Origin of the sequence: Desulfosporosinus sp. SYSU MS00001, assembly GCF_049943955.1 — a bacterium.
In the GTDB taxonomy this organism is placed as follows: Bacteria; Bacillota; Desulfitobacteriia; order Desulfitobacteriales; family Desulfitobacteriaceae; genus Desulfosporosinus.
This window is the reverse complement of sequence record NZ_JBNFTW010000006.1, coordinates 184761-197450: the sequence shown is the minus strand read 5'-3', so window position 1 is coordinate 197450 and position 12690 is coordinate 184761. Positions and strand designations below refer to the sequence as shown.

14 protein-coding genes and 1 riboswitch are annotated in these 12690 nt (G+C 40.8%); of the genes, 12 read left to right on the top strand and 2 right to left on the bottom strand.

Annotated features, from left to right (window positions below):
• Positions 1 to 58 precede the first annotated feature (58 nt).
• From pepF to ACPUYX_RS12840, 7 genes are all read left to right on the top strand, one after another.
• Positions 59 to 1861 (top strand): oligoendopeptidase F, encoded by a 1803-nt coding sequence (gene pepF / locus ACPUYX_RS12870; protein ID WP_426380046.1) that lies wholly within the window; start codon positions 59 to 61, stop codon positions 1859 to 1861.
• A gap of 79 nt (positions 1862 to 1940) precedes the next feature.
• Complete coding sequence (locus ACPUYX_RS12865) at positions 1941 to 2537, top strand: HD domain-containing protein (RefSeq protein ID WP_426380045.1); 597 nt, start codon at positions 1941 to 1943, stop codon at positions 2535 to 2537.
• A gap of 55 nt (positions 2538 to 2592) precedes the next feature.
• Complete coding sequence (locus ACPUYX_RS12860; RefSeq protein ID WP_088225308.1) at positions 2593 to 2829, top strand: hypothetical protein; 237 nt, start codon at positions 2593 to 2595, stop codon at positions 2827 to 2829.
• Between the two features lie 106 nt (positions 2830 to 2935).
• Entirely contained in the window at positions 2936 to 3262 is a 327-nt protein-coding gene (locus ACPUYX_RS12855) for a HesB/IscA family protein (protein ID WP_088225307.1), read from the top strand.
• A gap of 119 nt (positions 3263 to 3381) precedes the next feature.
• A complete protein-coding gene (locus ACPUYX_RS12850) occupies positions 3382 to 3675 on the top strand; it encodes an ACT domain-containing protein (protein ID WP_426380044.1) in 294 nt (97 codons plus the stop codon).
• Positions 3676 to 3718: 43 nt separating this feature from the next.
• Complete coding sequence (locus ACPUYX_RS12845) at positions 3719 to 5086, top strand: PFL family protein (protein WP_426380043.1); 1368 nt, start codon at positions 3719 to 3721, stop codon at positions 5084 to 5086.
• An 877-nt stretch (positions 5087 to 5963) separates the two neighbouring features.
• Positions 5964 to 6099, top strand: a riboswitch (cyclic di-AMP (ydaO/yuaA leader).
• A gap of 3 nt (positions 6100 to 6102) precedes the next feature.
• On the top strand, positions 6103 to 6834 hold the full coding sequence (locus ACPUYX_RS12840) for a C40 family peptidase (protein ID WP_426380042.1): 732 nt from the start codon (positions 6103 to 6105) through the stop codon (positions 6832 to 6834).
• Positions 6835 to 7057: 223 nt separating this feature from the next.
• Here the strand turns inward: ACPUYX_RS12840 and uvrC are convergent, their stop codons facing one another.
• Positions 7058 to 8794 (bottom strand): excinuclease ABC subunit UvrC, encoded by a 1737-nt coding sequence (gene uvrC, locus ACPUYX_RS12835; protein ID WP_426380041.1) that lies wholly within the window; start codon positions 8792 to 8794, stop codon positions 7058 to 7060.
• A gap of 184 nt (positions 8795 to 8978) precedes the next feature.
• On the opposite strand from uvrC, the gene ACPUYX_RS12830 reads away from it, so the two are divergent.
• Positions 8979 to 9503, top strand: a complete 525-nt coding sequence (locus tag ACPUYX_RS12830; protein WP_426380040.1) for a hypothetical protein — start codon at positions 8979 to 8981, stop codon at positions 9501 to 9503.
• Positions 9504 to 9508: 5 nt separating this feature from the next.
• Here the strand turns inward: ACPUYX_RS12830 and ACPUYX_RS12825 are convergent, their stop codons facing one another.
• Positions 9509 to 9952 carry a DMT family transporter gene (locus ACPUYX_RS12825; RefSeq protein WP_426380039.1) on the bottom strand — a complete coding sequence of 148 codons (444 nt, stop codon included), beginning with the start codon at positions 9950 to 9952 and terminating at the stop codon, positions 9509 to 9511.
• A 114-nt stretch (positions 9953 to 10066) separates the two neighbouring features.
• On the opposite strand from ACPUYX_RS12825, the gene ACPUYX_RS12820 reads away from it, so the two are divergent.
• The 4 genes from ACPUYX_RS12820 (at position 10067) to ACPUYX_RS12805 (ending at position 12656) form a co-directional block, all read left to right on the top strand.
• A complete protein-coding gene (locus ACPUYX_RS12820) occupies positions 10067 to 10438 on the top strand; it encodes a hypothetical protein (protein ID WP_088225300.1) in 372 nt (123 codons plus the stop codon).
• A gap of 163 nt (positions 10439 to 10601) precedes the next feature.
• Positions 10602 to 11084, top strand: coding sequence for a metallophosphoesterase family protein (locus ACPUYX_RS12815; protein WP_426380037.1), 483 nt, complete (start codon positions 10602 to 10604; stop codon positions 11082 to 11084).
• Between the two features lie 199 nt (positions 11085 to 11283).
• Positions 11284 to 12375, top strand: coding sequence for a hypothetical protein (locus ACPUYX_RS12810; protein WP_426380036.1), 1092 nt, complete (start codon positions 11284 to 11286; stop codon positions 12373 to 12375).
• The gene (locus ACPUYX_RS12805; RefSeq protein ID WP_426380035.1) at positions 12372 to 12656 is read left to right on the top strand and encodes an EscU/YscU/HrcU family type III secretion system export apparatus switch protein; all 285 of its coding nucleotides are present in this window, start codon (positions 12372 to 12374) and stop codon (positions 12654 to 12656) included. The genes ACPUYX_RS12810 and ACPUYX_RS12805 overlap by 4 nt, the downstream gene beginning before the upstream one ends.
• The last annotated feature ends 34 nt before the right edge of the window (positions 12657 to 12690 follow it).

Sequence of the window (12690 nt, the reverse complement as noted above, 5' to 3'; positions counted from 1 at the left end):
TGGTATTTCTGTTGGGTATGTATATAATAAGTGTGACGAACAACAAGGAGGGAATTTTGTGGAACATCAACGACTTAAGCTCAGAGAAGAACTTCCTGAGACCTCGAAATGGCGATTGGAAGATATATTCAAGACGAATGACTTATGGGAACAGGAGTATGCCAATATCGAGAGGCTCTTAGATGAAGGTAAAAAATTCGAAGGCCACCTCGGAGATTCTTCAAGTGTTTTAGTTTCTTGTTTTGAGTGGATGGATGATCTCAGTTTACGACTTGAAGAGGTCTACTCGTATGCCCGAATGCGCAGAGATGAGGATAATCGCCAGGCAAATTATCAAGCAATGACGGACCGCGCAGGAGCACTTGCTGTAAAGGTAAGCAGTGCAACTGCTTTTGTTGTTCCTGAATTGTTAACAATTCCCGAGGGAAGGCTGAACGAATTTCGCTCTGAATCGGAAACGCTGAAACTCTATCAGCATGCTCTGGAAGATATCCTGCGTAAGAAAGACCATATACTGAGTTCAAGTGAAGAGAAATTATTAGCCGGTGTTGGCGAATTAGCCGAAGCACCGAGCGCAATATTTACGATGGCTAATAATGCTGATTTGAAATTTCCTTCAATAGAAGACGAAACAGGTCAAATGGTTGAGTTGACGAAGGGGAATTTCATTCATTTTATGGAGAGTTCAAAGAGAAGTGTACGGAAAGCTGCTTTTGAAACTCTCTATAAAACCTACGGAAAGCAGCGTAATACTTGGGCAGCAACTCTAAATTCCAACATCAAGTCTGATGCATTTTTTGCCAAAGCGCGTAAATATCCTTCGGCAATAGAGGCATCCTTAGACGATGATCGTGTTCCTTTAAAAGTCTACGATTCTCTAATTGAGACTGTTCATGATTTTCTTCCCCAAATGCATCGATATATTCGACTGCGTAAGAAAGCCTTGAATCTCACAGAATTACATATGTACGATATTTATGTTCCTATCGTACCTGAAACGACCATGAAGATTTCCTACGAAGAGGCTAAATCAATGGTTTTTAAGGGTTTAAAACCTCTTGGAGAAGATTATCTCAAGGTTTTGCTAGAGGGATTTGACAATCGGTGGATTGATGTTTATGAGAATGAAGGTAAGACGAGTGGAGCATATTCTTGGGGCACCTACCGTTCGCATCCCTATGTTTTATTGAATCATCAGGATACTCTCGATTCTATGTTCACTATAGCTCACGAAATGGGGCATTCGCTGCATACCTATTTATCCAATCATGCTCAACCTCATCTCTACGCAGGTTATAAAATATTCGTTGCTGAAGTAGCCTCGACGCTGAATGAAGCTCTCGTAATGGAGCATCTTCTGAATACGACTAAAGACACAAAACTTCTTGCCTACTTAGTAAACCATTATCTTGAGCAATTCAGAGGTACAATTTTCCGACAAACGATGTTCGCCGAATTTGAAAAGAAGACTCATGCGATTGTCGAAGGAGGAGGAGCTTTGACTGCAGATCAGTTTTCTGAAATCTATCGCGACTTAAATGCGGCTTATTATGGCGAAGATATAATTTTAGACGAGGAAATTGCCCTTGAGTGGGCTCGCATTCCCCATTTCTATAATTCCTTTTACGTATATAAATACGCGACTGGTTTTTCAGCAGCAATAGCCTTTGCACGGGCAATTTTAAAGGAAGGTGAATCAGCTGTAGCTAAATATCTTAAGTTTTTAAGCAGCGGCGGTTCAGACTATCCCATAGAATTGCTGCGTGGAGCCGGTGTTGATATGGAGACGCCGCAGCCGGTTCGCGAAGCCCTGTTAGTTTTTGAAGAACTCATTGGCCGTTTAGAGGGTCTCCTTACTTGACAAGGCAAGATTTTGAGGAGTAATATTATTGGCAATAGTACACATCAGAGGTATTGAACGCTGAATGGGGGTGGACAACATGGAGTTTCAAACAAGTCAAGGAAATTTTGAACAGGTTGTCCAAATTGCCAAAGGTTTTTATGCGCGCAAAGATCGGGCCCATGACTTAGACCATGCCCTAAGAGTCAGAGAGTGGGGTAAAAAGTTAGCCCTAGCAGAAGGCGCAGATGTAACAGTTATAGAACTTGCGGCTCTATTACATGATATTGGAAGATCAGGTGCTGTAGAAAAAACCCATGCCCAAAGCAGCGCAGGACTTGCAGTTAACATTCTTCACAAAGCAGGATATCCTGAGAATGTTATTTTAAGAGTAAAAGAAGCCATTATTGCTCATTCTCGCGAAGAAGGGTATGAGCCCAAAACCCTTGAGGCCAAAATATTATATGATGCGGATAAATTGGATTTTGTAGGCACAATTGGTTTGGGTCGCCTATTTACCTTAGGTGGAGTACAAGGTTGGCCCCTTGTGGGAGAAAATTCCTGCGAATCCTTCTATCAAGAGAAAATTCGAAGTTATCATGAGCATTTGTTTACCAAGTCGGCTCTAAATTATTTTAAACCATTATTTTCCTATATGGAAGAATTTTGGCATAAATTACATGGAGAAATGATTTAAATCATTTCTTTTGGGTAAGCTATAGTTATTAGCTTATTTGGAAGGATTGATTTGAATGCGTTGGTTTTGGCGTGTTTTACTTCTCATAGGGTTTATAGTTTTTCTGAAAACTTACACGTTCTCAGAACCAAAAACATTTATTTCTTGGCCTGAAGGAGATTGGGCTCAGAAAATAAACTTTGAAGTAAAACATTGGCAAACTATTACGCAGGACCTTCCAGAAAGTTTGGAAGTCGAAGTTCGACAATTTTTAAAAGATTTTCGTGCGTCAGGAAGCGGGGAAGAAGTCTAGCTTTGAGATTGCAGCTTAAGCTTTTCGGTTTTATTTTAATTTCCCTTGGTCAAACTCTAAAAATATGGTATATTTAGGACTAGCGAGAAAAAAAGGAGTGAGATTTATGGTAGAGATTACAGAACTCGCAGCTCAAAAAGTTAAAGAAGTGCTTAAAAGTCAAAATAAAGAAAATGCATTTCTTAGACTTTATTTAGTGGGCGTTGGTTGAGGTGGGCCGAATTTCGGCATGACTCTGGATGAGTCAAAGACAACAGATGACATACTTGATGAAGGTTACGGCGTATCAATACTCACCGATAAGAAGCTTTCCTCTTATTTAGAGGGTGCTACAATTGATTTCATTGATTCTAAGCAAGGCGGAGGATTTGAAATCCGCACAGCGAACCCTAGCAGTGACGGTTGTGGAAGCTGCGGTGGCGGTTGTTCCTGATAAGTAATTTTCAAAGAGAGCTCTCGGGGGCTCTCTTTTATCATTATTGGTTCCCACATAAAATTATTCAGGATATTGATGAACGATTGTTTATATAAGTAAGCTAAGGAGGAAAACTTATGACAATGATTCGCGAAGAGTCTGGACGTGCTATAATTACGGTTATCGGTAGGGATCAGATTGGTATTATCGCTTGGGTTGCGACGAAACTTGCCGAATATAACGTAAATATTTTGGATATCAGTCAGACAATCCTCAAGGAATTTTTTACGATGATCATGGTGGTCGATTTGAAGTCATCGACGTTGGGATTGGTAGAATTAGCTAATACCCTTGAACAAGAGGGACTCAATAAAGGGTTACAAGTAAAAGTTCAGCATGAGGATATATTTACCTATATGCATCGCATTTAGAACAAAAGAATTTAAAGAAGGTAATTGTGGAGGGAAATCGTTTATGACGATTACATTTGCCCGTGAAGAAATTCAACAAACTATTAAGATGATTCATGAAGAAAATCTTGATATTAGAACCATTACTATGGGAATCAGTTTATTGGATTGTGTCACAGAGGATCTAAATAGTTTAGAACGAAAAATATATGATAAGGTCGTAAAAAAAGCAAGTCACTTAGTGACGGTAGGAGAACAAATTTCATCTCGTTATGGAATTCCCATAATCAACAAACGTGTTTCAGTCACACCGATTGCTATCGCAGCAGCTCATTTATCTTCAGAAGGAATGGTAAGAATTGCAAAGGCCTTAGATCGAGCTGCCAATGAGTTGGGCATAAATTTTATTGGCGGGTTTTCTGCTCTAGTGCAGAAGGGATTTACGGAGGGAGATTTAGCTTTAATTGATGCTATTCCTCAGGCCCTGAGTGAAACAAATTTTGTTTGTTCATCAGTAAATATCGGAACGACTAAAGCTGGAATAAATATGGATGCAGTCAAACGAATGGGAGAAGTTATCTTAAATTGCGCTCAAAAAACTTCTGCTCAAGATGGAATTGGTGCAGCGAAACTTGTTGTTTTCTGTAATGCTCCAGAAGATAATCCTTTCATGGCGGGTGCATTCCATGGTGTTGGAGAACCAGATTGTGTGATTAATGTTGGGGTAAGCGGTCCGGGGGTTGTAGCAAAAGTTGTGAAAGAATTTCCTGATGCAGATTTTGGGGAACTCTCCAATCTCATAAAACAGACTGCCTTTAAAATTACACGAATGGGTGAACTGATTGGCCGAGCAGCATCGAAGGCTTTACAAGTTCCCTTTGGAATTGTCGATTTGTCCTTGGCTCCAACACCGGCTATTGGGGATAGTGTTGCTGAGATTCTAGAAAATATGGGTCTTGAACGTTGTGGAACGCATGGTACGACGGCTGCTTTAGCCTTATTAAATGATGCGGTTAAAAAGGGCGGTGCCATGGCTTCTTCTCATGTGGGAGGCTTAAGTGGTGCATTTATCCCTGTCTCAGAGGATGCCGGAATGGTTAAGGCTGTGGAGGTTGGGGCTTTGGATCTGGATAAATTGGAAGCCATGACCTGTGTCTGTTCTGTTGGACTAGACATGATTGCCGTGCCAGGGGATGTGAGTTCTGAAACCATCTCTGCAATTATCGCTGACGAAGCTGCTATTGGCATGATTAATAAAAAAACAACTGCTGTCAGAATCATTCCTGCTATCGGTAAAAAGGCTGGGGAACGTGTGGAATTTGGAGGCCTATTGGGCGGAGCTCCGGTCATGAATGTTCATCCGTTTTCCTCGAAAACCTTTATTAATCGCGGCGGTCGGATTCCCGCTCCAATTACAAGTTTATCCAACTAATAGATTTGCTTTTTTAGTGTCTAAATAACTGATTTTATCTGAAAAACTTAGTTTAGATGACAAAAAGAATCCGTAATTATCTTTATACTTTATTAATCGAAGGTATAAATGGCTAAAAGGTTTTTTACAAAGTTATGATAATCAGGTACAATAGGCAATGTAATCACAACAACTAATTTTGCTTTGGGCTATGGAGCGTTATTCTAGTGCACGATTGGCAATCGAAGGCGGGCCTAATAATCCGCCGAGGGCATACCGATGAAGTTCCTGGTGGTGGCTTTCGACGCCCAGTCGAGGGTTGTTGCTGGGAGTTAAGGAATGAGGGGGATCCGCAATGGCATGCGGGCGCTACCCTTTTCCGTGGAGGCCTAAGTGCGTGGCTTTTATAGCTACGGCTTAGGGTAGAACCTGCATTAGGAAGGAACTTAGTGCAGTGTAGCCTGCCTTGAGGTGGAAAAGTTGGGAAGGCTTTAAGAGGTTTGGAGGGCGTTGGCCGATGCTTTTCAAACTGCCGGAAATGCTTTTCTGCAAAAGAGGCTAGATTGTCTAGGAGTGTTAAGGAAACTTCTAGAACGTTAACTTAAGAGGATTGAAGTGAGGACTAAGTGGTGATCAAGTTCTGGTGATGGCGACATCCCAGGCTGGGGAAAAGGAGAAATCGCCTTTAGGGAAACCGAAGGAACTCAGCGGGAAAACCTACTTGACCTAAGCCTCAATATTGACTCTTTAGCCTCCTATTGTCCAAATAAAGTCCGTCTCTCAATTTGAGAGGCGGTTTTTATTTGTTTTACTATTGGTTATTATGGTGCATATTTCCATGAATTATTGCAGGGATTTTTAGACATACTGGCGAATAGCCTAACATAGGCGAATAGACTAATATAAAATGCTGAATCCAAACTTATGTTTGGAGCGGGGGATTTTATTGGGGTGAATCACGAATTCTCGTGTAGGGCTTACACCTTTAGCCCGAATCCGTCAACTAACCTCGTAAGCAAATGAAAGGTGGACTCTCATTGCTAATTTCCTCATCCGGACGGATGTGGTTAGGAAGCACAGTTCTGGCTGGTTTAATGTTGGCGAGCAGTTTATCAGTATCGGTTCCAGCAGCGGGTAAAATCGCAGCCAAGACAACGTTAATTTCCATTCCAACTGCGCCCTATACTAACATCGTCCGCACTCAGTTGCAGTGGCAAACTGCTTCTCTTACTTTCCAGGAGGGTAAGGATTCAACACCTGTTTCGAAACCCGTTTCATCGGCTTCAAGTACACCAAATAACGTAACAGAATCAGCAGATAAACTTCAATCAAGAGTTGTCCCGGAGCCAGCGGCACGATCAAAATCAATTCAAGTCGCTGCTGAGTCTCAGAAACAAGTATCGCGTTCGGTTACCTCTCAATTAATCAATAATGCTCTAAGCTTGCAGGGTGTTCCCTATCGTTTTGGGGGAACAAGTCGAAACGGCTTTGATTGTTCAGGGTTTACTCAATATGTCTATCGAGCCTCGAATACTTCATTGCCGAGAACTGCCGCAGAGCAATTTAGAATTGGAACCGTTATCAGTCGAGGACAGCTACAGGCAGGTGACTTAGTATTTTTCTCCACCTACGCTTCGGGCGCTTCTCACGTGGGTATTTATATTGGAGGGGGACGCTTTGTTCATGCTTCGAATAAAGGGATTCGTGTTACAAATCTGAGTGATAACTATTACGCAAACCGTTATTTGGGTGCCCGTCGAGTCAATTAGACTATGTTATCAAGGATTCATAAAAACAACAGCGAGAGATCGCTGTTGTTTTTATGATCAATCTAACAACGGGGAATCCAGGGAACGGGTCTGTATTGGAGACACTCCCCGCTTGATTTTGTCAAAGAAGCATTAATATTGCTTATATAGTTATCAGATATATTACATTGATGTGTGCGTTTGTAGTAACATTTTCGGCATAATTCTACTCTGTAATTCAAAATCATGGAATAGATTTCTCCTTAGGTAAAAGGTCATGGTTACCTGTAGGGTGAAAGTAATTAAAAATAGAGAGGGCAATTCCTTCGGGGAGCCCTGTAGACTGAAGTTCTTCCACAGAAGCCTGTTGTATTTCAGCAAGGGAAGAAAAATGCTGTAAGAGATGTTGCTTGCGTTTAGGGCCTATTCCTGATATTCCGTCAAGAACAGACAAGGTCATATTCTTGGTGCGCTGTTGACGGTGAAATGTGATGGCAAAACGATGGACTTCATTTTGAATTCGCCCCAATAATAAAAATGTTGGATGATTCCTCGCTAAAGAGATGGAGTTTCCCTCCCAATCCATCAGCTCATTCGTTTGATGGTGATCGTTTTTTACCATGCCTGCCACAGGAATCTTGAGTTGAAGTTCCTCTAACTCTTTTAAGGCTGCGTTGATTTGGCCTTTGCCTCCGTCAACCAGTATTAGGTCAGGCAAAGGTTCATTTTCGGAAACAAGACGAAGGTACCGGCGGCGTATAACCTGACTCATAGAAGCTGTATCATCTGATGTCTCCATTGGTTGTATTTTATATTTACGATACCCCTTGCGTTGAGGTTTACCATCAATAAATTGAACCATACCTGCAACAGAATGAGTTCCAGCCGTATTGGATATATCAAAGGCCTCAATTCGGTGAGGACAAGGTATCTTCAAGAGTTCTCCAAGTGTTGACAGAGCTTGGTTATTATCCGATTGTTGGCGTATTTCCAGAGTAATCTGATCGTGGAGCGTTGTTTGGGCATTTGACATGGCCATCAGAACCAGATCTCTTTTCTTCCCTTTTTGGGGAATTGAAATAGGAAATAAACTCAATAAGGCCTGCGATTCCAGAGAAGGTATTAAAATTTCCTTTGGCCAGATTTTACGCTCCAGATAGAATTGAGCAATGAAGGAAATAAATGCATCTTCCGGATCATCGTAATAAGGAAAAATAAAATTATCCCTTGCCAGTAACTTCCCCTGCCGCAGATAAAAGACCTGAATACATAATTGATCTGTGGTTTTGGCATAGCCAATAACATCCCTGTCAACAAAATCATTGAGGGTTATGTTTTGTTTTTCTCCAAGTCGTTTTAAATCCTCGATAAGATCCCGGTATTCTTTGGCTCTTTCGAATTGGAGAGATCCTGCTGCTGTTTGCATTTTAGCACTTAGGAGATTCAATACTTCACTTTGGTCACCATTAAGAAATGTTGTGGCATTCTTGGATATTTCTTCATAGTCATTGGGAGAAACATCACGAGTACAGGGTGCCAGGCATTGATCCAGATGAAAGTATAGACAAGAACGGGTTGGAATTTGGCGGCATTTTCTAAAAGGGAAAAGCCGGTTTAGCAGTCGGGCGGCTTCTTGTGCGGCTGTGGCATTAGGATAGGGACCAAAATATTTCCCAGAGCCCTTTTTAATTTGACGCGTGACAATAATACGCGGGTGCCTTTCATGAGTGATCATTAGATAAGGGTAAGTTTTGTCGTCACGTAAGAGGATATTGTACTTGGGATTATATTTTTTAATTAAATTGCATTCCAATACGAGGGCTTCGACTTCTGAATCCGTTAGGATATATTCAAAATCTATGATATGGCTCACTAAACGAGCTGTTTTCCCATCATGAGACCCGGTAAAATAAGATTTAACTCTATTCTTTAATTGTTTTGCTTTGCCGACATAAATAATTTGTCCCCGGTAGTCTTTCATCAGGTAGACCCCCGGTTTGGGAGGCAACAGGCTCAGTTTTTGTCGAAGCAGATCCACTTATACCACCTCTGTTCTTATTTTAGAACTCGGGTCAGCAAGATGCAAGTGCTCCGCACATATCTACGCATATTCAAACGTATATATGCTGTAAGTATACTCAATTATGATAAATGGGGGAGAGGTTATGCCAAATACCTGGGGTAGACCGCCACGCAGTGAGTTATGGCAGGATTTACAGGCCTTGGCCCTTTGGATTCTTATCATAGGAGTAGTAGGGTATGTACTCTTTCCTAATTTTTTCAAAGATATCTATACTCGTTTATCAGACCCCGTCACTCAAACTAGTACTCTTAATGACAATTACACCTTAAATAGCGCTGCAAATAAAAGTTATGGTGCTGCTGCGAACTCGCAAAACGTCTTAGGCCAAGATTACTCTGATATTTCTAATGCCCTTTATAATGGCAAAAGTGAGATTTCCTCGGGTTATTGGATTATATTTGTTGCTGATGGAGAATTTAATCAACTTCCTGTAAGCAGTGATGCTTATGCCTTCTTGTTTAGACTGATTGAAAGTGATCAAAAAACAACGGGAAAAACTTCGGTTATTTTTGCCTCTAACGGACAGATTCAGAAATTTGTCATAAGCGATGAAATCTATTCCATTATCAAGAATTTGGGCATTATTGGTGCACGTACTAATACTTAAGTTAATCATCGGAAAAGAAGCTTTGCACCCGCCGCAAATAAAACAATGCCAAGAAACTGCCATGGATTCCAGGGAAACCGCTGAATGCCAAACCATCCAAAATGGTCGATCAGAACGGCTGTGCTCACCTGGCCAATAATAATGGCTGTCGTTGCATTGCAGACACCAATCTTAGGAATACTGACCGCAACAAGTCCGACTATAAGAACACTTAATAAGCCTCCAAGGTAAAGAAACCAAGGAATTGCTGCCCAATCATGTTTGAAAATTGGTATTTTGCAGACTAAAAGAGCGAACAACGCAATAACTGTTCCAATAATATGAACGATAAAGGTCGCTGATAACAAAGAGGTCTTTTCGCTTAATAAAGAATTTAATGTGCCTTGAACAGCCATAGTAATTCCCGAAATCCCGGCTATAACAAAAGGCAATGACAGAAATTTTAACATTGTTACCTCCTTAATATGACTGTAAGATATCGCCAGATTCGTAAACATCTAATCAGTATTCATTACATGGGTTAAGGGAAAAATGAAGATATCAAAATAAAGTGGAGGTGCGTCATGGATATCGATTATAACTTGATTCAACGCGCCCAGATGTTATTGACCCTTGACCATCCTCTAACCCAAGTAAGGGATATTCTCTTGCGAGAAGGATACCCACAAGATCAAGTTGTAGAGTTGATGGATGCAACTGAAGAGGTTTTAAATTACCTTGTTCCTCCGCAATATGATGAACATAAAATAGGAATTGATATTTTACACCCAGGAGAGAAAGAACAAGGCCGAAAACCAACTGTCGATATTTTAATAGACAAACGAACCGGGAAATTAGAGCTAATCACGCCTCACCTGCCAGAGACCTGGCGCGTTGCCAATGAAGTTAGGAAAGCCATGAAAAGGCAGCGTCATTCTTTAAACTATTTTCATTGATTCCTGAAGGATTGCAGGGAAAACCTAGCAATCCTTTCTTACTCTTAGCTTTTCTCCAAATTCAAGAATTATGTTATAATGTATCAACATAAAACAAGATTTATCTAAGGAAATTCAAGGTTCGAATTTGTATAAATTTTAAAAAATAAATGAGGTAAATCTGATGAAAATTGCTGTTTTATCTGATACCCATTTAAGATTAGGGAAAACATTACCAGGTTTTGTATGGGAGCATTTAGCTGAGGCGGATCTTATTATTCATGCCGGAGATTTAGTTCACAAGGAAATCCTTGATGAACTAAATCTCTTAGCACCTGTTAAGGCAGTATGTGGGAATTGCGATGACTGGGATGTAAATCTTCCCAGTCAAGAATGGGTTGAGTGTGATTCCTTAAGAATCGGCATAGTACATGGACACCAAGGCAAGGGTCAAACAACTATGGAACGTGCTTATAATGCTTTTCTGTCAAATCCTGTTGATATTGTCGTTTTTGGACATAGCCATATTCCCACTCTGAAGTGGCAGCATGGGGTACTTATGTTTAACCCTGGTTCACCAACGGATAAACGTCGTGAACCTCAATATTCGTTTGGCTGGATGGTATTACAAGATGGCCGTATTAATGCGAAACATATCTATTTTTAAGGTAAGATAATAAGATAAAATGATACAAAATTCGACGATATTAAAAATGTGGTAAGAGTTTCTGCAGCTCACTTAAGATTTTGCAAGACATTAGAAAGAGACTATATGTTTGTGGAATTAAACAAACAGCTTAGGAAGTATCCTAAGCTGTTTTGACAAGTTGAAAAGCAAACCATATTGTTCTTAAGGGGTGGAGAAGATGGAAGTAAATCCTTTGTCTGCCGTGCAGTCGATCGAGAAAAAGAAATTAGAGGTAGGGCAACCTGGGGAACATATGTTGGTGGAAGTTCTTAAAAAAGACGGGGAGGATTATGGAATTATCCGGGTGAAAGGGCAAGTCCTGCGTGCAATTCTTGAGACCTCTGCTGAAGCAGGCGATAAATTTTGGGTGAATGTCGGAGATGTGGAAGATGGAGTTTGCCTCTTACTTAGAGAGCCTTATTCAGAAAACTCTCAGGACATTCCGGTCAATTCGCAGGAATTTATGGTGTTGACGGAAAGGGGAATGCCGCTGAAACAAGATTTTGTCAGCCTAATAAGAAATTTTACGACCTTTACTAGCGGGGTTCCTTTTTTGGATAACTTGCAGGGACTTTTTTCACAGGAATTTCTGGATACGATTAAAAAATCTTTCCCCCAATGGGAAACTCTCTTAGAAGACAATGGTGCAGAGCAAATTATAAACTGTCTGCGAAAGCTGGGGATCGATTATGAACAACGTCTTTGGCAAATGCTTAAACTTAATCCCAGAGCTAAGGAGCAAGAAAAAGGAAGTTTAAAAAGCACCTTGAAGTATGCCATCCTTAAGGAGATTAATGACCAAATGGAGGAAGGCCACTCTGAGAAGTCCCTCACTGACCTTTTAGATACCATAACCGGACAGCAATTGTGGCTTAAAACGGGAACGTTGAATAATGGGTATGTCTTGCTTCATCTTCCCATAATGAACCGAGAACAATGTATACCTGTAAAAATTGGAATTGAAAGCGCTCGAAAAGGATCGAAAATGGATGAAAATCATTGCCGTATAGCAATTCAAATGGAAACTGAAACGTTGGGCCTTATAGGTGTCGATGCCTATTTTAGTCAAGATTCTTTGACTCTGGATGTTTTAGGAAGCGATCCAGAACTACCTGAATTAGTTGAAGAGGTTTTGCCGGAAACAAAATCTCAGTTCGCAAAACTGGGATTTCAGATTTCGAAGGTTGACACAGAGGATTTAGAACAGAATTTTGAGTTTAAAGACTTTCTTCTCGGACAGAGAAGACGTGGAGTTGATGTTGCAGGATGACTATTAAGCAAAATAAATCTGAAATTGCGGCTGCCTTACGATACGATCAGACGGGAGCACCACGTGTCGTTGCCAAGGGACGAGGTGAGGTGGCACGTAAAATGATTGAAGTCGCTGAGGCGGAAGGGATACTGATTCAGAAAAACGATGCTCTGGTTGAGGCATTAATCCAAATTGAACTGACTAAAGAAATACCGCCGCAGCTTTATCGTGCTGTTGCCGAGATATTGGCCTTTATTTATCGTCTGGAAAAAGCTAAACAATCTAGGATTTCGTCTTAATGTCACATAATTTGGAGTCTATGAAACAAACTAT